The organism is Pseudothermotoga lettingae TMO (genome assembly GCF_000017865.1).
GTDB classification, from domain to species: Bacteria; Thermotogota; Thermotogae; order Thermotogales; family DSM-5069; genus Pseudothermotoga_B; species Pseudothermotoga_B elfii.
This window is the reverse complement of sequence record NC_009828.1, coordinates 1-21,242: the sequence shown is the minus strand read 5'-3', so window position 1 is coordinate 21,242 and position 21,242 is coordinate 1. Positions and strand designations below refer to the sequence as shown.

Below are 21,242 nucleotides of genomic sequence, written 5' to 3'. Positions count from 1 at the left end.
GAAAAATGTTATAGTCAAATATGAAAAAATGATGCAAAAAAGTGAAACAAGGAGAATTTCCACTATAATACCCTCAGAACGGTAAAAAATCATTGATTTTCAGAATTGATCACTTATGCAAGTCATGTAAAATAAATTGTGCGCGAAGACGCGAAGAAAAGAGGAGTGTAAGAGTCAACTGCCCACTATAGAAAGCGGGGGCTTGAAAAAAGCCTGATTGACTACCCTCAGCCACATAAGTGGCTACGTTAGACAGTTACACCTTGGGATGCTGCTCAAGTTCCAGACTCTGTCGTGCAGGTCTAAACAGTCCTGAGGGGTAAGGGCAGTGATCTGCACATAACAAGCCTGTCTAACATTGGGGATGAGCAACTAACTCCTTTCAAGGAGGCTTACCGCATATGGTTTATGTAATTTCAAAAGACGATAAACCATTAATGCCAGCAAAAAGGCATGGAAAAGTGAGAAGATTATTAAAACAGGGTCTTGCAAAAGTTGTTAGAAGAGAACCATTTACAATCCAGTTGCTGTATGATACGACGACCTATGCACAACCTGTTACCGTCGGGGTAGACATTGGCTCAAAAGTAATCGGCGTTTCAGCAATAACAGACAAACAAGAACTGTTCAGCGTTGAAGCAGAACTGCGACAAGATATAAAGAAACTGCTTTTAGAGAGGAGAGAGTATAGAAGAAACAGAAGATATGGAAAAACAAGGTTTCTAAATAGAAAGAGACGAAATAATTGGTTGTCACCAAGTCTTCAATGGAAGGTTGATGCACACATCAGACTTGTTAACTTAATAGCCAAGATACTACCAATTGCAAAAGTTGTTGTAGAAATAGCACCGTTTGATATACACAGGGTCAACCCAGAAATTGAAAGTGTGGGGTATCAAAATGGAGTTCAAAAAGGTTTTTGATGTAAGAGAATATTGTTTATGGAGAGCAGGGTATAAATCTGAATTATCTGGCAAGAAAGGTATTCATAGAAGGTTTGATAAAGTGAGGTACAAAAATCAAGTTGGTATAATTTATAGTTTGAGTTCTGGGTATTTTGATATACGTACATTGAATGGGGAAAAAATTCATTCATCAGCTAAGTATCAAGACTTAACAAAGATGCTAATGTTAGAAAGGAGGGAACAGCGCACTTTTCTTCATCTTAAAGAAGATGCAGTCTCCTGCGCTGGGTTGTGATGAAAATAACGATCAAAGATATTGCAAAAAAACTTGGTGTCAATGCATCAACTGTGTCTCGTGCTTTAAATGGTAAACCCGGTGTGAGTGCTCAACTCAGAGAAAAGATAATACAATTAGCCGAGAAGATGGGGTATCTTCCGGATCTGACAGCGATGGGATTGAAAAAAGGTCAGACTAAAATTATAGGTGTTTTGATACCAGATATTTCTAATCCTTTTTTCGCATATACTGTTCGCGGGATGGAAAAAGTCCTTCGGCCGATAGGGTATCACCTGCTTTTGTGTTCTACTAATGAAGATCCTGATCAAGAAGTGGAGAATCTTAGAACACTTGCAAGTCAGAAAGTAGAAGGCATTCTTGCTGCTCCAGTTGATTCTGGAGGTAACAGAACTATATACAAAAAAATTGCAGAATCAGGAATTCCGCTTGTTTTTTTCGACAGGATAGTACCAAATGTAGATGTGAGTTATGTCATAACAGATAATGAATCTGGCGTTAGGGAGCTTGTGACATATCTTTACAAAAGTGGACATAGAACAATTGGAATAATGACATTAAGGGCCAGATCTTTTACTGGAAAGGAAAGACTTAATGGGGTTCTGAAGGCATGTAAGGAGCTTGGAATAACTGTTCAGAATGAGTGGATTATAGACGGAGAATCAAGCGAAGAGGGAGGATATCGAGCAGCCAAGAGGTTTTTTTCTCTATGCAGAAAACCCACAGCACTTATCGTGAGCAACAATTTGATGATGCTTGGTGTTATGAAGGTCATCAAAGAAACTGGATTGAAAGTCCCGCAGGACATTTCGCTTGTTTCTTTTGATGATTCTCACTGGAATGAAATTTTTGAACCTCCAATTACCTGTGTTGCTCAGGAACCAGAACAAATGGGTCTGATAGCTGCCACTCTTTTGATCAACAATATCTTTCACGATAAAAAAACGAGCAGGACAGTTTTAAAAGCACATTTTATCGAGCGACAATCTGTTGCAAAAATATGAGGGGCAACTGCCCCTCTTTATTTAAATATTATTCCGTATTCGTCTGCATCTATTGTTATTGTTTCGTTCTCTTTGAATTGCTCTGAAATTATTTTTTCGGCAATAGGAGCTTCTATTTCGCTCTCCACAACCCTTCTGAGAGGTCTTGCACCAAGCGCAGGAAGATACCCGCGTTTGGCTATATATTCCTTTGCTTGCTCTGTAAAATATACTTTTCTTCCCTGTTCACTAAGTCTTTCAGAAATTTTTTCGAGTTGAAGTTCAACAATTTGTTTCATGTGCTCAAGTGAGAGAGGTTTGAAAACAACAGCTGCATCTATTCTGTTTACAAACTCTGGCTTGAAATGCTTTTTCATTTCTTCTTCAATCATTACTGTCAAATCATCAATGCCTTCTTCGAGGGCATCAAGTATTTGCTCACTTGCTATATTGCTTGTCATTATTATAATTGTATTCCTGAAATCTACTGTGTTACCTTTGCCGTCGGTTAATCTGCCGTCGTCAAATACCTGAAGCAGAACATTGAAAACTTCTTGATGTGCCTTTTCTATTTCATCGAGCAGAATAACACTGTATGGCCTTCTTCTGACTTGTTCGGTTAGTTGACCCCCTTCTTCGTAACCGACATATCCAGGAGGTGCACCGATTAATCGACTAACGGTGTGTTTTTCTGTGTATTCGCTCATATCAATCCTTATCAAAGCATCTTCACTTCCAAAAAGAACCTCCGCGAGAGCTTTTGCAAGTTCTGTTTTGCCAACACCTGTTGGACCAAGAAAGAGAAAGACACCATTTGGTCTTTTTGGATCTTTCAGACCGGCCCTTGATTTTCTTATTGTTTGTGCAACAATTTTTACTGCGTTATCTTGGTCTACAATTCTTTTGTGGATGAGTTGCTCAAGATTCATCAACTTTTCTCTTTCAGATTGCAACATTTTTGAGACAGGTATACCCGTCCAGAGCTCTACTACCTTGGCTATATCGTTTTCATTCACAATTTTTCCATTATCTTGAAGTCTTATTGCTGATGCAGCTTCATCTATTAAGTCTATTGCTTTATCTGGTAGAAAACGATCTGTGATATATCTTGCACCCAAACGGGCAGCTGCAACAAGCGCCTGATCAGTTATTGATACCTCATGGTGTTTTTCAAATTCTTTTTTTATACCGCGCAATATTTCAATAGTTTCTTCAACAGATGGTTCCCCCACGAAGACCGGCTGGAATCTTCGAGCCAGTGCTTTATCTTTTTCAACATATTTTCTATATTCATTAACAGTTGTTGCTCCTATTACCTGCATTTCGCCTCGAGCAAGCTCTGGTTTGAGTAAATTAGCAGCATCAACGGCGCCCTCTGCTGCACCTGCACCAACGACAGTGTGAAGTTCATCTATAAACAGTATGTACTGCCCGACATTTTTTTTAAGGGCATCTATCAATTTTTTCATTCTCTCTTCGAATTCACCTCTAAATTTGGTACCGGCAATGATCCTTCCCATATCCAATTTCAGGATTTTTTTATTTTTTAGAAAACCTGGTACATTTTCTGAGATTATTTTTTGAGCCAGTCCTTCGGCAACTGCCGTTTTCCCTACTCCAGGATCTCCTATCAAAACCGGATTATTTTTGAATTTTCTGCCAAGTATTTGTATAATTCTGAGAATCTCTTTCTCTCTTCCTATTACAGGTAGCAGTTTTCCATCCTTGGCGAGTTTTGTAAGATCTTCGGTGAATTTGAACAATACGTCGACATTCTCATCTTCGGCAGTTTTTCCACTTGTTCTCAGCTCTCTTATGGCTTCGTAAACTTTATCTGGAGTGACGCCGTGTCTGGAGAGCAATCTGTATGTCATTGAACTTGGTGATAAAATCATTCCAAGCAACAAATGATCGGTTCCTATTTTTTCATCTCCCATTCTTCTCGCTTCTTTTTTTGATTCTTCGAGCACATGCCTTGCATCGGGTGTTATATAGACCTGAGATAGAGATCCAGATGGGTTTATTAATCCTCCACGCATTCCATATCTGCTAACAAACGAAGATGTCTCATCTCTCAGGGTATCTATATTTACTCCTATTTTTTTCAAAATATCTATAGCTGCGTTGTCGCTATCCTCTAATATGGCAAGTAATATGTGCTCAGAGGACATTTGATTTTGGGAAAATCTATTTAGAATGTCTTGGACAGAAGTTAGAACTCTTTGGGCACTTTCAGTGTAATCTTTGAAATCAATCACAATTATCACCTCCTAAATTAATGGGGCGGTTGCCCGCCCCATCTTTTACTCAATTTTCACATCCACTACTTTAGCCTTTTTCTCTTCGCGTTTAGGCAGGGAGATTGTCAAGACACCGTTTTCATATTTTGCTTTGATTTTGTCTGCATCGACATAGTCAGGCAACGACAGGGTTCTTTCAAATTTCCCGTAGCATCTTTCAACGACTTTGTAGTTTCTGTTCTCCTTCTCGCGCTCGAGTTTCTTTTCGCCGGTGATTCTCAAAATACTGTCTTCGACCTTTACTTCAAAGTCTTTTTTGTCCATTCCAGGAACCTCGACTTCGACCACTACTGAGTCATCGGTTTCATAAACATCGACATCTGGTAAATACGAATAAACTGTGCTTCTGCGAGTCACTGGAGCGAAGAAGTCTTCAAAAAGCCTGTCGATTTCACGTTGAAGTTCTCTGAATGGTTTCATGAAATCCTCACGTCTTTCCAGCAACATGAAGACCCCTCCTTTCAAAAATCTTTATTGTGAACTTGATTGTTCTTTTCTAACATTTTCGTACAGATACTGACCTACCTTCATGCTCTCTTGCTGTAAATCATCGAAAAGCATCTTGACTCTTGGAATGTCATCTTTATTTATCGCATCTCGCAGATCATTGACAAGCTGTTCAAGTTTTGATTTCAAATCAGCTGGGAGCTTATCTCCATGTTCTTTCAAAGATTTGCTCACGCTGTAGGCAAGATCGTCTGCTTTATTTTTGAGTTCGACTTCTTCACGTTTTCTCTTATCTTGTTCCTCATATTTCTGAGCTTCTTCCATCATTTTCTTTATGTCTTCATCTTTTAATTTATGCCTACCTGTAACTACCATCGATTGTTCTTTGTTAGATGCAAGGTCTTTCGCAGAGACATGTACTATGCCATCGCTGTCTATGTCGAATGTTACTTCTATCTGTGGTACACCCCTTGGCGCTGGTGGAATGTCGACAAGTCTAAAGCTTCCGAGGAATATGTTGTCTCTTGCCATGGTTCTTTCACCTTGATAGACTCTTATTTCTACTTCCGTTTGATAATCTTCCGCTGTTGTGAATATCTTACTTTTTTTAACAGGTATAGTGGTATTTCTTGGGATAACAGGTTCCATAAGACCTCCCTTAACTTCGATACCAAGCGTCAGTGGCGTAACATCTACGAGAACTATGTCTTTTTCTTTTGCTTCTCCAGCAAGAATTGCTGCCTGAATAGCTGCACCTATTGCAACTGCCTCATCCGGGTTCACACCTTTGTTAGGTTCTTTACCAAAAATATCTTGTATGATCTTGTGAACCGTTGGTGAACGCGTCATACCACCGACAAGTATTACTTCATTTATGTCCTTTGGAGAAAGTTTTGCATCACTTAAGGCTTTCTCCACGGGACCTTTTGTCATTTCAAACAGATCTTTAACAAGAGATTCGTAGAGAGATCTCGTTAATCTCAATTCGAGATGTAGCGGACCTGATGCAGTAGCAGTGATGTATGGCAAACTTATGTCTGTTTCAAGCTTGCTCGAAAGCTCTATTTTTGCTTTCTCTGCGGCATCTCTTAACCTTTGAAGTGCTTGTCTGTCTTCTCTTAAATCCACACCGTGCTGTTTTTTGAATTCTTCAGCCATCCAATCGACAATTCTCTGATCAAAATCGTCTCCACCAAGATGGTTATTGCCAGATGTTGCCACTACTTGTATAACACCTTCGCCTATCTCGAGTATGGATACGTCAAATGTTCCTCCGCCGAGATCGTAAACAAGCACCTTCTCTTCTTTTTTCTTGTCAAGCCCATAAGCCAGTGCAGCAGCAGTTGGTTCGTTGATTATTCTCAGAACTTCAAAGCCTGCAATTTGCCCGGCTTCTTTTGTTGCCTGTCTCTGAGCGTCGTTGAAATAGGCCGGACAGGTTATAACTGCTTTTTTGATCTTTCCATTCAGGTATTGTTCAGCGTCTTTCTTCATCTTTTTCAAAATCAAAGCGCTGATTTCCTGCGGAGTATATTGCTTGTCGTCGATTTTTACTTTGTAATCGCTTCCCATTTTACGCTTTATGGATTTAATAGTTCGCTCTGAATTGAGTATCATCTGGCGTTTTGCTGGTTCGCCAACTATTATTTCCCCAGATTTTGTGAAGGCTACTATGGATGGAGTTATCCTTCCACCTTCAGCATTCGGGATTACTTCAATCGATCCATCCGGTTTCATCCAAGCTATTACTGAATTTGTCGTGCCTAAATCAATACCAACAACGTATTCTCTTTCGCTCATCATTTCACCTCCTAAGTACTTCCAGTATCATTATATGGGTTGAAAACCAGCTTGTCAAGGGCTATTGGCTCTATTTGGTTGTTTATAAAGTTATCTATATAAAAGCGATTAGGTTATAATAATGTATCTGTATATAAATTGTATAGCACTCGTAATTATAGACTGATACTAATGCTGGCTGGTTATAAGTGAATCCAGCGATAGTAAATGCTGTTATAATTTTGTTGAATGAATTAGTCTGAACGTAAGATTTTTTTCGATGAGAAAACCAAGGGGGTGTTGGCATGAGAATAACGTGGTTTGGGCATGCATGTTTTTTGATTGATACCGGCAAGACATTGATACTCACCGATCCTTTTGATAGTTCGGTTGGCTATAGAGTTCCAGATGTAACCGTTGATTTAATTACGGAAAGTCACCAGCATTTTGATCACAATGCCCACAGACTCATTAAAGGAAAATTTGAGATTATCAAGGATTCGGGGGACTATGAATTCAGGGACGTGAAGATCTCTGGAATAGAAACTTTTCATGATGATGAATCTGGTGCCCGGAGGGGTCGTAATATAGTTTTTGTATTTGATTTCGGTCGATTCAGAGTAGCTCACCTTGGCGATCTTGGTCACATTCCGGATGAGTCACAGATAAAACATCTAAAAGATTTAGATGTTCTGCTTTTACCGGTAGGAGGGACTTTTACCATAGGACCGAAAGAAGCAAGAAAGATTTTGGACCTGATCAAGCCGAAAATTGCGATTCCTATGCATTATAAAACAAAGTATATAAAATTTGACATAGCCCCTGTTGAGGAATTTACAAGATTGTGCGAAAATGTTAGATATACAAGTGATAATTTTATTGATTTGAGCGAGGAACTTAAAAGTTTTGATAGAATGGTTCAGGTACTGAACGTTTGAGAGGAGGCATTGTGTGTTACCAAAAATTTTGTTTGATGAAGGAGCTGTACGCAGCAGAATTTCTGAAATGGGAAGAGAGATAGAAGAGTACTACAGGGATAAAACGGATTCGCTCAGTGCTATATGCGTGCTCAAGGGCTCAGTACATTTTTTCAGTGAGTTGGTTTTGAGCATAAATATGAATATTAGCTATTCATTTGTTCATGTATCGAGCTATGCAGGTACTCAATCAACAGGAAGAATACGCGTCAAATCGTGGGTTGATGAAGATCTTGCAGGTAAGCATGTCCTTGTAGTTGAGGATATAATCGACACCGGTAATACGTTGAGGTACATACTTGCATATTTGAGGAAATACAAACCAGCAGATCTCAAAGTAGTAACTTTGATTGAGAAACAAAAGCATGATCATGGCATACCAATAGATTTTGTTGGATTCAAAGTAGGAGATCTCTTCGTAGTTGGTTATGGGCTTGATTATGAAGAAAGGTACAGAAATCTTCCCTATATAGGATATTTAGAATGAAAAAAGGTTCAATGATTATTGCTGGCTTGATATTGCTTGTGGTGGTATCTGGCATTCTCTTCTCGTTGCAGAAACTTATCGAGATGCGAATTTCTGGTTGGGTTAATCTTCAAAACTGGGAGAGCATTGTTTACGATGCACCCTATCCTCGTTGAAGAGTTTCTTGATTTTCTTGAGCAAAGTTTGCTTGAAGTGTTACATGGAAAAAAGGGTACAAACGAGCTGGTCGAGGAAGTCCAGGATCGGTATGAACTTGTTGCTGACCATGTTTTGCAAAATTCGGAGATTCTCGAGAAATTTAAGCAATTATTTGAATACATCGAACCAGTTGCCGATATGCAGCCTGAGAGAGCTATAAAAAGAGTAAAAAATTCCTTGGGAATGATTGAGCGTTTCAGAGATTGGTATCTAATCTCAAATCCAGATTGTTCGCAGATGAAACAACCGAGCTGTGAAATTAAATATGCAAAGAGAGTTGGACCAAGAAAAGAGGCCATTTTGAAGAAACTGGGAATATCAACACTTGGGGATCTGATTTTCTACTTTCCACGGGATTACGAAGATCGCAGAAAAATAATTCCGATTTCGGAGATTAGTTTCGAAGGAAAGCTCACCACAAGAGGAAAAGTGGTGAATGTTGAAACCAAGAAAATTGGTTCTATGACAATTACAGCAGCTGTACTTGCCGACGGTGTAAGTCAGCTTTTATTGAAATGGTTCAATCAGGAATACCTCCATAAAGGCCTTCAGGTTTTAAAAAATAAAACTATTTATGCAACTGGTTTGGTAAAACATTCTCAATTTGGTGGTATTGAAATGGTAAATCCAGAGATTGAACCAGAGGATGGGACACAAGTTCTTGAGATTCTTCCAATATACCCCTTAACCCATGGCATAAGCCAGAAAGAGATTAGAAGAATAGTCAGGGAGAATATTTCCTGCGTCTGTCACTACACAGATGAATTGCCCGAGGAGTTGATGAAAAAACGAAAATTGATGGATATTTCAAGGGCTCTTCTTGGCATACATTTTCCAAAGAGTAACTATCACCTTAAGAAATCGATCGAGAGATTAGCATATGAAGAATTATTTTTAATGCAGTTTGCCCTTTTACTTTCTCGAAAATCTTTTGAAGAAATTGGTGGACTGCCAAAGAAGATCCCTGGTAAGCTTGCGGAAGAGTTTTTGAGAAAATTGCCTTTTAAGTTGACAGACTCTCAGAAAGAGGCACACAGGCAAATAAGAGCGGATTTGATGTCAAATAAACCGATGAGTAGATTGCTACAGGGTGATGTTGGCTGTGGCAAAACAGTTGTTGCACAGCTTGCTATTGTTGATAATTTTGAAGCAGGTTTTCAATCGGCAGTGATGGCACCGACTTCAATTCTTGCAATGCAGCATTACAGAAGAATGTCACCTGCTTTTGAAGAAATGGGTATCAGAACAGCTCTTCTTTTGGGTGAAACCAGCTCAAGAGAAAAAGAAAAGATAAAGCGCATGCTTTCTGACGGAGAAATATCGGTTGTTATAGGTACACACACGTTGATTCAGGAGGATGTCAGCTTTTCCAATCTTGGACTTGTAATAATAGATGAACAGCACAGATTTGGCGTAAAGCAGAGAGAAGCACTTGTAAGTAAAGGAAAAGCGCTTGACACACTTGTTATGACTGCTACTCCTATTCCAAGAACCCTGGCATTAACGATATATGGGGACCTGGATATAACAGTTATTGATGAAATGCCCCCGGGTAGAAAAGATGTGAAAACTATGCTTGTCTCCGTTTCAAAATTAGAACAGGTGTATGAATTTGTGAAGAAAGAAATAGCAGAGGGAGGACAGGTTTTTATCGTTTATCCACTTATAGAAGAATCCGACAAAATTCAAGCAAAAGCAGCCATTCGAATGCATGAATATCTGTCAAAAAAGATTTTTGGGGAATTCAGAGTCGGATTGTTGCATGGAAAAATGAGTCAGCAAGAAAAAGATAAAATAATGGAGAGGTTTGCCACGGGAGAGTTCGATATTCTGATTTCAACAACTGTAATAGAGGTGGGTATAGATGTGCCAAGAGCAACGGTGATGATTATAGAAAATCCAGAACGTTTTGGACTGGCACAGCTTCATCAGCTTCGGGGAAGGATAGGTCGTGGAGATAAACAGGGTTACTGTTTTCTGGTTGTTGGAAATGTTGATGATGATGCTCTGGAAAGACTCAGGTATTTTTCTATGACTAAAAACGGGTTCGAGGTAGCAGAATATGATATGAAACTTCGAGGTCCTGGAGAAATTCTCGGATTAAAGCAGCATGGATTGCCGGAATTAAAGATAGCTGATTTGATAAGGGACAGAGAACTTCTTTTCAGAGCAAGAAATGATGCTGAGGAAATAGTGAGAAAAAAAGAACAATACCCGGATATAGTTAAGAAGGTGAAAACAATCTATGGGGAAAGGCTGAAACTTGTAAAAATAGCCTGACTGGTGGGTGCGGCAGGAATCGAACCTGCGGCCTCTTCCTCGTGAGGGAAGCGCTCTCCCTCTGAGCTACGCACCCATGCATGGTAAAATTCTATCACCCGAGGAGTTTTTTTTCAAGACTTGCTCCAGATTGATTTGGGGGCGATTTAGTGTGAGAATTCTGTTGTATGCCGAAGCTGCAAGGTTAATATCTAAATCTGGTATAGGGACAGCATATAAACAACAAATAGAAGCACTTAAGAGGGCAGGAGTTGACTATACCTGCGATTGGGAAGATATATATGATATTGCCCACGTAAATACGGTTGGACCCAGCTCCAGAATGGTTGTTGAGCACTGTAAAAAAAAGAATATACCGGTTATATGGCATGTTCATACAACTGCTGAGGATATCCGAAATAGTTTTATTTTCAGCAATTTTTATGCTCGGATTTCTCAAAAATGGTTGAAAAAGCTTTATTCAAAGGCAGATTATTTGATTTTCCCAACTAAGTATACAGAATCGATCATCAGGGGTTATGGTATACAAATCCCCGGGACAGTTTTATCCAATGGAATTGACACAGAAATATTTAAGAAAAATGATGAAAAAGCCAAACAATTCCTGAAAAAATTTGGTTTGAGCAAACCCATCGTCCTCTCTGTTGGCTTTCCATTTAAAAGAAAAGGCATACACGATTTTGTGGCCGTTGCTCGTAAAATGAGAAATTACACCTTTGTATGGCTCGGAGCGAAAATAACAAGTGTTCTTCCAAGAGATGTTCGTGAAATGATTAAAAATCCCCCACAAAATGTCATTTTTCCTGGTTTCTTGGATCGCGAAGAACTTGTTGGCGCGTATTCTGCGGCAGATGTTTTTTTCTTTCCAACTTACGAGGAAAACGAAGGAATTGTGGTCCTTGAAGCGCTCTCCTGTGAATGCCCTGTTGTCGTTAGAGATATTCCCGTGTACCGAGATTGGTTAGAAAACGGTGTTAACTGTTTAAAAGGAAACTCGAACGATGATTTCGAGGCACTTATAGAAAAATTAATTGTGGATAAGAATCTCTCGGACAAACTTTCTCGGGAAGGCAGAAAGGTGGCTTTTGAAAGAGACTTGTCGAATATTGGGAGAGCCTTGAGAGAAATTTATGAAAATATCTTAGGGCGGTGCACAAGTTGAAGAGCACATTATCAAAATCCCTTATTATACTTGTTATCAGCTTTATTATAGTAATATTCATCGCAGGTTTCACGGATCTATCCTCAACTGTGAGGGCTTTGAAGAGAGTGTCTATAGGGTGGTTAACGATCGGTGGGTTTTTAATGATATGCGATTGGTTTCTGGAAACGATAACAGTTAAGATTTTTGCTATCTCTTATAAGACAAAAATAAGTATGACTTATCTATTTAAATCTACACTCATTGGCAACTTCTTCTCAGCAATTACACCTTTTTCCACAGGGGGACAGCCTGCCCAGATAGCCTTTATGAACAAAAGAGGTGTTGAGTACGGAGAAGCTACCGCCCTGTATGTTTCAAGATTTATAGTTTATCAACTGGTAGCAACCGGTATGGGAATTTTTGGTGTTTATGCTGCATATGACATTCTCCAAAAAAACATAACCAGATTTGCCTGGTTTGCATTCGCTGGTTTTGCCCTGAATGGAGCTGTGTTGATGTTTTTATTGATTTTTTCCATCAACAGAAACCTTGCAATATGGCTCGTTAAGACATTGATAAAACCTCTGGCTTTTTTAAGATTAATAAAACATCAACAGGCAGTTGTTGAGAAAACAATAGCACAAACAGAGCTTTTCAACAAATACATGCTCAGGTCTATGGGTAATCCTTTTCTTCTTCTCTTTTCTATTTTTACAACGCTGTGTCAGATGACCGCAAGAGTTTCTATAACTTATTTTGTTGCCCGGTCTGTAGGTGTCAATTGTTCGTATTTCGAAACAGTTTTGTTTCAGCTTGTGTTATTTCTGGTGATCTCTTTGATGCCAACACCTGGTGCAATGGGCGTTTCAGAAAGTGGGTATGTTCTGTTTTTCAAATTTCTTTTTGGCCCTGAAACTGTCGCTACATTGTTACTGTGGAGATTTTTAACGTATTACGTGAATATAATAATTGGAGGTTTGACTACAGCTCATGAAATGAGGAATATGAGCAAGTTTTATGTAAAGTGACACATTTTAAAAAATCAGGGTATAATGTAAAATGATGATGAAGTAAATATTGCAGGGGAGTGGTACAGTGGAAAGGGTGATTATCTTGGAAATACAGCAAAAGCAGATTGAGATTACAACTGACACACCTTTTGTAATTATGCTAAGGGATTTAATGTACGAAGGAGACTGGGAGTTCATGAAACAGGACTTCGTTAATAAGGAGTGGATCAAGAGGGAGATTGAGAATTGTGAATATATCGAAAATAATGTAACTTTGCTGAATGAAGTGGTTTATGATCCGATTTGTTTTGAAGAGTTGGTTGAATGGCTTGAAAAAAAGAAAATATCTCCGAGAAATTTTATTCATGCAACTATGAACGGTTTGTATGATCTTGCGCTTGATTATGCGGATAAGGATCTTCATGAAGTATCATTCAAGGTTATAAAGTATATTCTTGAGATAGATAAAAATTATGCACCAGCTTATGAACTTCTCGGATCTTTGATGCTTGAAAAAGGCGATTTTGAGCAGGGAATAAGATATCTTGACAAAGCTATAGAGATTGATCCGTGGCTTGTAGAGGCTTATTCTTCTCTCGGCGAGGCTTACTACAACCTTGGTGAATATGCGAGAGCAGCTTCTTACTGGGAAAAAGAGATAGAGTATGCACCGGATAACAAATTCACTTATTTCATGCTCGCTGAAGCATACAGAAAGATGGGTGCACATAGCAGAGTGTGCGAGGTACTGGAAAGATTTTTGAAGATAGATTCAAACAGCGTTCTTGGTATGTTTGAGCTCTCAGAAGCTTATAAAAAAGTTGGGAAGTTAGATAAAGCAACCGAGATGGAGCAGAGAATTTTAAAGACCAGGCCAGTTTACATGAGTGATGTGGAAGTCTGGAGCAGAATTCAGTTAAAACATGGGAATTATGCGACAGTTGAAGAAGTTGTTACACAGATGCTTGGTGATTCAAAAACAAAAACACATTTAAAATTGCTGCTGTTCCTGGCGTATTTAAAACAGGGGAAAAAAGATCAGGCAAAGCAGATTATTCAGGAAATGAAAGACCAGAACATATGGTATTTGTATGGGAAAAAAGAGCTGTTTTCTGAGTTTCTGACCGAGGAGGAGATGCGCTCTTGTGGCATTTCCTGAGTTTTGTGTTTGGGGTCATTATTGGAAGTTTCCTGAACGCAGTAATTTACAGATTGCCGCGTGAAAATTTGAGTTTGGTGAAACCTGCCTATTCCATATGCCCTTTATGTGGTAAAAAAATTCGATGGTACGACAACATTCCTTTAATAAGTTATATCTTACTTGGCGGAAGATGCAGAAATTGTGGCGGAAGGATAAGTTTGAGATATCCTGCAGTCGAGCTTTGCAATGGCGTTGGTTATCTTGTCAATTTTATTTTCTGTTCTAATTTCTTGGAATTTATTGCTCTTTCAATAATTTTATCGTCTGTAATAGTTCTATCGCTTATCGATTTGCAATTTATGTTAATCCCAGATATAACTCTTTTATTAATAGGTGCTGGTAGTTTCGTTTTATGGATTGTAAGAGGTGCTGAATTATTGAATCTGGTAGCTGTTGGTCTTGTAACAGTTCTTTTGATAGTTCTGAGCCTTTTGTATAAAGGTGGAATGGGAAGCGGTGATATCTTATTGATGGCTGCGATGAGCCTGTCACTTGGAATAACTGGTTCACTCTACAGCCTGGTCTTTGCCTCTTTATCTGGCATAATATATGCTCTAATAAGAGATAAAGGAAAACTTATCGCAAAAAAGAGAATCCCTTTTGGAACGTTCCTGGCTCCGACTGGATATATAATTCTTGTGATTCAAAAATTTCTGTCAGTGTAATTTTGTGTTAAGGAGGTGCTAACGGCGTTCATGATAATTTGCTTTTGAACGCTCTTTATTTGTGAAACTGATCTGCCTGACTTTGTTTTTGATAATTATTGTGCTTTTCTATTGGCAATTTCCCGTGAAGTATTATTCAGTTGTCAGAGAGAACAGCAAACCTTTGGACCCTCTTTTAATAATGGCTTTGATCAAAGTTGAGAGCAATTTCAGGGAGAACGCAATTTCTCCGGCAGGTGCAATAGGTTTGATGCAAGTCATGCCCAGGACGGCTGACTGGATGAAGGAAAAGTTCAATTTGATTGATAGCAATGTCAATCATCCTGTTGACAATATTGTCTTAGGTACAACTTATTTGAAATATTTAATGCAGCTGTATGATGAAAATATAGATCTTGCACTGATGGCTTACAACGTTGGACCATCACAGCTGGAAACCCGTAAAACGTTGGCGGAGAAGTATTTGTATAGAATAAAATTGTATTATAAAATCTATAAAGTACTTTATTTCTGGATGGGGTGATTTTTTGAAAATAGTGACGTCACAGCAGATGAAAGAGATTGATAGATTAGCTGCTGAGCAATTTTTTATTCCTTCTTCTATTCTCATGGAGCGAGCAGGTCTTTCAGTTGTGCTCTCAATAGAACAGGTTTTCAAAAATTTGTCAGATCTGTCGTTTCTTGTTTTGTGCGGACCTGGAAATAATGGCGGAGACGGCTTTGTTGCAGCAAGAGATTTGCTTGACTATACAGATTATGTGACGATCGTTTTTGCAGGTGATGAGAAAAAATTGTCTGTCGAGGCTGGAGAAAATTTCAAAAGGTTGAAAAGTGTTGGTGGAGATATCAGGGTACTTGGAGTTGATGTAACACTCGATGATGTTGCTGATATCATGAAAAAGTGTGATATTGTGATTGATGCACTTCTTGGGATAGGTATTAAAGGTGAGGTCCGCGGTCAGATAGCAGAATTGATCAAGTTGATTAACTTATATTCAAATTACGTAGTTTCTATAGATATTCCGTCCGGATTGGATTCGGATACAGGTAAAATACTGGGAATAGCTGTAAAAGCTGATTTAACTGTGACTTTTGGTTTACCAAAACCATGTCATCTTTTGTATCCTGGCAGAGAACTTTGTGGACAGCTCAAGGTGGCAAGCATAGGTATACCGAGAGTGCTAAGAGAATCAAAACAGTTTACAAGGCAAATAATAACCAAGCAGCTTGTTTCCCGATTGATACCAGAGAGATTTCCTGATTCCCATAAAGGAAGTTATGGAAAATTGCTTGTTATAGCAGGATCTGCTGAATATCCGGGCGCAGCCGTTTTGACATCTTTGTCGGCCCTGCGGGTTGGTTGCGGATATGTTCATCTTCTAACATGCTCTCCCGCAAATGAGGTAGCAATACAGAGAGAGCCTGGATTGGTGGCAACAGTGGTTGATAAAAAACACTTTTGTGAGCAAGATGTAGCAATTGCTCTGGAGCTATCAAATAATGCAGATGCAGTAGTTATAGGTCCAGGTATTACTTGCAATGATGGTGTGAGAAAGTTCTTAAGTGAATTTTTGGAAAATTTGAAGGTTCCGGTTGTCATAGATGCAGATGGATTGAATTGTCTGGCAAGGGATCTAAATATTCTGGAAAAAATTCAGGTTCCGGCTGTTCTAACACCTCATCCTGCAGAATTTGCACGTTTGACTGGTGAAGATTTATCAGATGTAAAGTACAATTATCTTTTAACAGAAGAGTTTTCGAAAAAATATAATCTGGTGGTTGTTTTGAAAAGTGCAACCACGATAATAAGCACACCAAATGAAACTTTTTTCAATTTGACGGGAAATACCTCTCTTTCAAAAGCGGGTAGTGGAGACATACTTGCAGGTATGATAGGCGGTTTTGCTGCTCAAGGATTAAACCAAAAAGATGCATCCATTTGCAGCGTTTATCTACACGGTCTTGCTTCGGAACATTATAGACACAGGGAAGGATCGATGTTAGTAAGCGAACTTCTGGATTTGATACCAGTTGCGATGGAGGAGGTGTGAGTGTGAACGATGCAGTCGAGAGGGTGGTAAGGGATTTGATAAAAGAAAATATGCTCTCGAGGGCAAGGGCTGTTTTAAGTTTGTTTCAGGACGATTATCCTCATTTGTTGCTTGAGTTAGAGGCTGCTTCTGGAAATTGGAAGACAGTGCTGAAGGTGTACGAAAATTTGTCGGAGGAAAGAAAAGATGAATACAGCACTCTTTACAAAACGGCTCACGAAAGAGTCAAAACAGATTATTCCCAGGATGTTAAGGAAGCTTTTGAAGAGGCCAACAAGAACAATTTTGAAGGGGCTATGGCTATTTTAGAGTCTGTTTCAAAAACGTATCCGGAATTAGTCGAAGCTGTAGCTTTAAAACTTGAACTCGCGAGGAGGGAAGGTGACAAAGCCAGGGCAAAAATCTTTGAAAATGTTCTAAAAAAACTTGATGCTTCTCATCCTTTACTTATTGCGAAATCTGGCGGGGCTTCTAATTTTGTAAAAATGGATCTGATTGTATTGATAGCGATACTCTTCACATTGGCAATTTCTCTCGCTGGTATATTCAAAAGCATGGCTCAATCTAGCAAAATTGATGTTGTTGAATCTGAAATGCAAGAACTTAGAACACACGTGAAAGAACTCGATTTGTCTCTCAGGAGAATCAACGAGTCATTTTCAAATTTTGAGATTTCCACACTGAGTGAAAAAGTGGAGCAGACATCTAACGAGCTGTCGCAGTCTATCGATAAAATTCTACTGGCAATTGAATCAATAAAAGAAGGCGAGTCGCAGGAACTGGGATCTTTGAAGGAAGAAATAATAAAGCTTTTGGGTGAAGCAAGGTCAAAACCGATTTCTCTGGAATTGTCTGAGAATTTAAGTATTGATTTGGTAAGATCACTCTGGCTGTTTGGTTACCAGCTGTATAGGTCTGGTTATTATCAAGATGCGTACAATGTTTTGGAGAATGTGTCTAATATTTTGAAAGACACCAGCATATATTTTAAAGATGATGCTTTTTATTTCATGGCATTGAGTAGTTACGAGGTGGGCAATATAGTAATGGCAAGCCAATTGTTCAGCAAATTTATTACCTTGTATCCTGATAGTGAATATGTGCCCCATGCAAAATATTTTCTTGAAAGGATGTCAGGAGCTGGGAAATGAGCGAATTTTTGAGATATGATTTGGATCTTCGTCATTACGCAGCACCGATAGATTGGAAAAAGATCTTTGGCAACAATAAGGAACTCGCTGTGGAAATAGGTTTTGGCAATGGCGAGTTCCTTGTTTCTATGGCAAAAGAGAAGAGCTGGTGCAATTTTATTGGATTTGAAACGTCCCTTATTTCGCTCGTAAAGATACAAAAAAAGCTGTATTCTGAATCGATAGAGAATGTGAAAGTATCACGCATAGATGGAAAATTTGCCCTGAGAGAATTTTTTTCCGACAACAGCGTTTGGGAAGTATACATCAATTTTCCATGTCCCTGGCCAAAGAAGTCTCATCAAGGGAAAAGGTTCACAGATCAAGGATTTACAGAAACACTCGCGGCCGTTTTGAAAGCGGATGGTAATTTTCAGTTGATCAGCGATGTTAAATGGTATGTGGAACACATGAAGGCATTTCTTTTGAAAACAGGATGTTTTGAAATTATCGAATTTGGCAAAAGTGATAAAACGATTGTGGGTACGAGGTATGAAAAAAAGTGGATTTCTCAGGGTAAGGATATCTACATTTTGCGGGCTAAGAAAATCAATCACATTACTGTTGAGAGATGGACCTGGGGAGGTTTTGAGATGCCTCATGTTCATATAGAGAATGTGAATAGAGAAAAAATTCTTGGATTAAAGGATACCATTTTCAAGCATTTAAAAGGGGTTTTTGTGGTTAAATCAGTGTATTACTCACAGGACGAATACCTGCTTAGAATTGTTTCAAATGAAGGAGGTTTTCAGCAGAGATATTTTATCAGTGTAGAGAAAGTTCATGATAGATGGCTCGTTAAACTCGATACAGATGCATCTGCATACCGAACACCCGTTGTAAAATTTTCGGTGCGCAAAATAGCAGAGGTGATAGGATTTTGAAGTTTTCCATTCTTGGTGCTGGAAGTTGGGGAACAGCTTTTGCAAAGCTTTTGGTTGAGAACGGTCACGAAGTTTTAATTTGGGCAAGAAGAGAAGAATTGGCAGACAAGATAAACAAATATCATGCAAACGACGATTATTTACCGAACGTGAGACTTCCAGAGACTCTAATTGCTTCATCTGATATTTCCAGTGCGGTTCATTTTTCAGATAATCTGGTAATAGCTGTGCCAACCAAATACGTTGATGAAACTATGGCAAAAATTGAGAGAAAACCGGCAGTTATTGTGAATCTCTCAAAAGGTATCGACGAGAAATTGAGAACAATAAGTTCTATCGTTAAATCGCGATGGAGAGACGCTGATTATTTAGTTCTTTCTGGCCCGTGCCATGCTGTGGAAGTTGCAAAGAGATTGCCCACCAGCGTTGTTATCGCTGGTCCAAACAGCATTACCGAAGCATTTCAACAGGCCTTCAGCAATGATTATTTCAGAGTTTATGTAAATGATGATGTTCTTGGCGTCGAAATATCTGGAGCGGTTAAAAACGTAATAGCCATAGCAGCAGGAATATTAGATGGTCTTGGTCAATGGCACAATGCAAAAGCGGCTTTGATAACGCGAGGTTTACAGGAAATAGCAAGATTTGGATTATCCCTCGGCGCAAGGAGCCCCCTTACTTTTATGGGGCTTGCCGGCATGGGTGATTTGATTGTTACCTGTACAAGCCCTTATAGCAGGAACAGATATGTAGGAGAAATGATAGGTAAAGGTATGGCACTAAAAGATATTCTTTCTCAGATGAAAATGGTTGCTGAGGGTGTCTATACGGTAGGGCCTTTATTGAGAATGGCTGATTCTTTACACATAGATATGCCCATATGCAGGCAGGTTTATGACGTACTTTTTAGAAAAAAAGATCCCTATCAGGCTATATCTGAATTGATGAGCAGACCACTGAAGATGGAAATAGATCTTACACAGATTGGTCCAGAATCTGACCTGTGACACATCTTGCCAGCCTATCTATCTGGGATTTTATAACCATGTTCCCACTATTGGTTAATTCCTCCAGTTTTTGTATTGTGTGTGAGACAGTAGGATGTGATCTTTTAAACATGTCAGCTACTTTTCTTAAAGAGAACCCCATGTAATTTCTGGCGACATACATGCCAATCTGCCTTGCAAGAGCCACTTCCTTTTTTCTGCTCTTACTGAGGATTTCTTCCTGAGAGACGCCAAAAATTTCGCAGATTGAGTTCATCAGTTTTTCCTCTGGTAGGGATTTGTTGTGATACGAATTTTGTATTGCTAGCAGCTCAAAGGCTTTTTGCAGGTCAACTTTCTCACCGGATATCTGTTGATACATTATAAGTTTTACAAGAGCGCCACGGAGCCTTCTAAGATTATCCGAGAAGTTTTTCGATATTAATTTCAAAATATCTTCCTGAAGCTCTGCATTCTCCAGCTGTGCCATTTTTTGGGCTATTTTAAAACAAGTTTCTTCATCAGGCTTTTCTATTTTTGTTACCACGCCCATTTGAAATCTCGACACCAGCCTGTCTTGGAATTTTTCGAGTTGCTGGGGATCTCTGTCAGAACACACAACTATTTGCTTACCTTCGTTGTAAAGTTCATTGAATGTGTGGAAAAGCTCTGTTTGAATGCCAGTTTTTCCTATCAGAAACTGTACATCGTCAAGTAATAACACGTCTATTTTGTTCCTGAATTTATCTCTGAATTCTTGAACTCTGTTCTTTTTTATTGAGTCAACCAGTTCATTCAAAAATCTTTCACTGGTTAGATAAATTACTCTCATATCTGGCTCGTGCTTGAATAAATAATGCCCTATGGCTTGCAATAGGTGCGTTTTCCCAAGCCCAACACCACCATGAAGGAACAGAGGGTTATATTTACCAGGATTTTTAGCAACCTCGAGGCATGTGCTGTATGCAAACATATTGTTTGGACCAACGACAAAGTTTTCGAAAGTTAAAATTGGGTTCAAAGGTGTCAAGATCAAAGGACGTTTTTTAACGAGTGGCTCATCTTCATTGGAATCTAATTTTTCCTCTGTCTTTGCTGAGGCGTGTTCTATTCGAAAATCCATCGGCTTTCCAAACAACTCTCGCAAGGTTTTAGATATCAGGGAGCCGTATTTTTTCTCGAGCCACTCTCTGATGAAAAGATTTCCAACCTGAAAAACTACATAGTCTGGACCAATTTCTTTCACATCAAAGGTTCCAAACCAGCTTTCCCACACCCGGCGGTTAAGTTTTGATTTTAAAGATTCTATTATCTCGCTTTTCATAAGAGTAACTACTCCTCATAAAATAGATAGAAAATAAGGTAGGTACAAATACTATTATGAACACGACCGGGGAAAAGTTCAAGGAACAGAATTGTTTATCTTCTAAAAACTTTCCTATTTGTTGATGATTTTCCTG

Annotated in this window: 20 protein-coding genes and 1 tRNA gene; 16 read left to right on the top strand and 5 right to left on the bottom strand. The window is 39.0% G+C overall.

Features of this window, described 5'->3' with window-relative positions:
* The first annotated feature begins 401 nt into the window (after window positions 1-401).
* Genes iscB through TLET_RS00100 form a run of 3 tightly spaced genes read left to right on the top strand, consistent with a single transcriptional unit; the run spans window position 402 to window position 2,204 of the window.
* Complete coding sequence (iscB, locus tag TLET_RS00105) at window positions 402-923, top strand: RNA-guided endonuclease IscB (protein ID WP_012002072.1); 522 nt, start codon at window positions 402-404, stop codon at window positions 921-923.
* On the top strand, window positions 901-1,200 hold the full coding sequence (locus TLET_RS10995) for a hypothetical protein (protein WP_049753315.1): 300 nt from the start codon (window positions 901-903) through the stop codon (window positions 1,198-1,200). Before iscB ends, TLET_RS10995 begins: the two co-directional genes overlap by 23 nt.
* Entirely contained in the window at window positions 1,200-2,204 is a 1,005-nt protein-coding gene (locus TLET_RS00100; RefSeq protein ID WP_012002071.1) for a LacI family DNA-binding transcriptional regulator, read from the top strand. Before TLET_RS10995 ends, TLET_RS00100 begins: the two co-directional genes overlap by 1 nt.
* Before the next feature lie 17 nt (window positions 2,205-2,221).
* On the opposite strand, the gene TLET_RS00095 is transcribed toward TLET_RS00100, so the two are convergent.
* The 3 genes from TLET_RS00095 to dnaK are packed head-to-tail and all read right to left on the bottom strand — an operon-like array spanning window position 2,222 to window position 6,733.
* Window positions 2,222-4,441 carry an ATP-dependent Clp protease ATP-binding subunit gene (locus TLET_RS00095; protein ID WP_012002070.1) on the bottom strand — a complete coding sequence of 740 codons (2,220 nt, stop codon included), beginning with the start codon at window positions 4,439-4,441 and terminating at the stop codon, window positions 2,222-2,224.
* Window positions 4,442-4,486: 45 nt separating this feature from the next.
* Window positions 4,487-4,930, bottom strand: a complete 444-nt coding sequence (locus TLET_RS00090; protein WP_012002069.1) for an Hsp20/alpha crystallin family protein — start codon at window positions 4,928-4,930, stop codon at window positions 4,487-4,489.
* A 24-nt stretch (window positions 4,931-4,954) separates the two neighbouring features.
* On the bottom strand, window positions 4,955-6,733 hold the full coding sequence (gene dnaK, locus TLET_RS00085) for a molecular chaperone DnaK (RefSeq protein WP_028843597.1): 1,779 nt from the start codon (window positions 6,731-6,733) through the stop codon (window positions 4,955-4,957).
* Between the two features lie 281 nt (window positions 6,734-7,014).
* On the opposite strand from dnaK, the gene TLET_RS00080 reads away from it, so the two are divergent.
* From TLET_RS00080 to recG, 4 genes are read left to right on the top strand one after another with little or no spacing between them, the layout of a single operon-like run.
* Complete coding sequence (locus tag TLET_RS00080) at window positions 7,015-7,647, top strand: MBL fold metallo-hydrolase (protein ID WP_012002067.1); 633 nt, start codon at window positions 7,015-7,017, stop codon at window positions 7,645-7,647.
* Between the two features lie 13 nt (window positions 7,648-7,660).
* A complete protein-coding gene (hpt, locus tag TLET_RS00075; RefSeq protein WP_012002066.1) occupies window positions 7,661-8,173 on the top strand; it encodes a hypoxanthine phosphoribosyltransferase in 513 nt (170 codons plus the stop codon).
* Complete coding sequence (locus TLET_RS10895; protein ID WP_154654500.1) at window positions 8,170-8,328, top strand: hypothetical protein; 159 nt, start codon at window positions 8,170-8,172, stop codon at window positions 8,326-8,328. Before hpt ends, TLET_RS10895 begins: the two co-directional genes overlap by 4 nt.
* Window positions 8,309-10,651, top strand: a complete 2,343-nt coding sequence (gene recG, locus TLET_RS00070; protein ID WP_038051428.1) for an ATP-dependent DNA helicase RecG — start codon at window positions 8,309-8,311, stop codon at window positions 10,649-10,651. Before TLET_RS10895 ends, recG begins: the two co-directional genes overlap by 20 nt.
* A 1-nt stretch (window position 10,652) precedes the next feature.
* Here recG and TLET_RS00065 read toward each other — a convergent pair.
* Window positions 10,653-10,727, bottom strand: a tRNA-Val gene (locus TLET_RS00065).
* 75 nt (window positions 10,728-10,802) lie between these two features.
* Between TLET_RS00065 and TLET_RS00060 the strand changes: the two genes are divergently transcribed.
* The 9 genes from TLET_RS00060 to TLET_RS00020 all read left to right on the top strand — a co-directional run bounded on the left by TLET_RS00060 (window position 10,803) and on the right by TLET_RS00020 (window position 19,803).
* Window positions 10,803-11,813, top strand: coding sequence for a glycosyltransferase family 4 protein (locus TLET_RS00060; protein ID WP_012002064.1), 1,011 nt, complete (start codon window positions 10,803-10,805; stop codon window positions 11,811-11,813).
* Window positions 11,801-12,823 carry a lysylphosphatidylglycerol synthase transmembrane domain-containing protein gene (locus tag TLET_RS00055; protein WP_081430035.1) on the top strand — a complete coding sequence of 341 codons (1,023 nt, stop codon included), beginning with the start codon at window positions 11,801-11,803 and terminating at the stop codon, window positions 12,821-12,823. Before TLET_RS00060 ends, TLET_RS00055 begins: the two co-directional genes overlap by 13 nt.
* Before the next feature lie 67 nt (window positions 12,824-12,890).
* Entirely contained in the window at window positions 12,891-13,964 is a 1,074-nt protein-coding gene (locus TLET_RS00050; RefSeq protein ID WP_012002062.1) for a tetratricopeptide repeat protein, read from the top strand.
* Entirely contained in the window at window positions 13,949-14,671 is a 723-nt protein-coding gene (locus TLET_RS00045; RefSeq protein WP_012002061.1) for a prepilin peptidase, read from the top strand. The genes TLET_RS00050 and TLET_RS00045 overlap by 16 nt, the downstream gene beginning before the upstream one ends.
* A 61-nt stretch (window positions 14,672-14,732) precedes the next feature.
* Window positions 14,733-15,194 (top strand): lytic transglycosylase domain-containing protein, encoded by a 462-nt coding sequence (locus tag TLET_RS00040; protein WP_012002060.1) that lies wholly within the window; start codon window positions 14,733-14,735, stop codon window positions 15,192-15,194.
* A gap of 13 nt (window positions 15,195-15,207) precedes the next feature.
* Window positions 15,208-16,722: an NAD(P)H-hydrate dehydratase gene (locus TLET_RS00035; RefSeq protein WP_309297894.1), complete on the top strand. Its 1,515-nt coding sequence runs from the start codon at window positions 15,208-15,210 to the stop codon at window positions 16,720-16,722.
* 2 nt (window positions 16,723-16,724) lie between these two features.
* Window positions 16,725-17,873 carry a tetratricopeptide repeat protein gene (locus tag TLET_RS00030; protein WP_041428348.1) on the top strand — a complete coding sequence of 383 codons (1,149 nt, stop codon included), beginning with the start codon at window positions 16,725-16,727 and terminating at the stop codon, window positions 17,871-17,873.
* Complete coding sequence (gene trmB / locus TLET_RS00025) at window positions 17,870-18,796, top strand: tRNA (guanosine(46)-N7)-methyltransferase TrmB (protein ID WP_012002057.1); 927 nt, start codon at window positions 17,870-17,872, stop codon at window positions 18,794-18,796. The genes TLET_RS00030 and trmB overlap by 4 nt, the downstream gene beginning before the upstream one ends.
* A complete protein-coding gene (locus TLET_RS00020; RefSeq protein ID WP_012002056.1) occupies window positions 18,793-19,803 on the top strand; it encodes an NAD(P)H-dependent glycerol-3-phosphate dehydrogenase in 1,011 nt (336 codons plus the stop codon). Before trmB ends, TLET_RS00020 begins: the two co-directional genes overlap by 4 nt.
* Here the strand turns inward: TLET_RS00020 and dnaA are convergent.
* Entirely contained in the window at window positions 19,772-21,106 is a 1,335-nt protein-coding gene (gene dnaA, locus TLET_RS00015) for a chromosomal replication initiator protein DnaA (RefSeq protein ID WP_012002055.1), read from the bottom strand. The two genes, TLET_RS00020 and dnaA, sit on opposite strands and share 32 nt — an antisense overlap.
* Between the last annotated feature and the right edge of the window lie 136 nt (window positions 21,107-21,242).

What these genes read in the sequence shown, in the direction of transcription:
- iscB (WP_012002072.1), top strand. Translation starts at nt 402, where the DNA reads ATGGTTTATGTAATTTCAAAAGACGATAAACCATTAATGCCAGCAAAA.
- TLET_RS10995 (WP_049753315.1), top strand. Translation starts at nt 901, where the DNA reads ATGGAGTTCAAAAAGGTTTTTGATGTAAGAGAATATTGTTTATGGAGA.
- TLET_RS00100 (WP_012002071.1), top strand. Translation starts at nt 1,200, where the DNA reads ATGAAAATAACGATCAAAGATATTGCAAAAAAACTTGGTGTCAATGCA.
- TLET_RS00090 (WP_012002069.1), bottom strand. Translation starts at nt 4,930, where the DNA reads ATGTTGCTGGAAAGACGTGAGGATTTCATGAAACCATTCAGAGAACTT.
- dnaK (WP_028843597.1), bottom strand. Translation starts at nt 6,733, where the DNA reads ATGATGAGCGAAAGAGAATACGTTGTTGGTATTGATTTAGGCACGACA.
- TLET_RS00080 (WP_012002067.1), top strand. Translation starts at nt 7,015, where the DNA reads ATGAGAATAACGTGGTTTGGGCATGCATGTTTTTTGATTGATACCGGC.
- TLET_RS10895 (WP_154654500.1), top strand. Translation starts at nt 8,170, where the DNA reads ATGAAAAAAGGTTCAATGATTATTGCTGGCTTGATATTGCTTGTGGTG.
- recG (WP_038051428.1), top strand. Translation starts at nt 8,309, where the DNA reads ATGCACCCTATCCTCGTTGAAGAGTTTCTTGATTTTCTTGAGCAAAGT.
- trmB (WP_012002057.1), top strand. Translation starts at nt 17,870, where the DNA reads ATGAGCGAATTTTTGAGATATGATTTGGATCTTCGTCATTACGCAGCA.
- dnaA (WP_012002055.1), bottom strand. Translation starts at nt 21,106, where the DNA reads ATGAAAAGCGAGATAATAGAATCTTTAAAATCAAAACTTAACCGCCGG.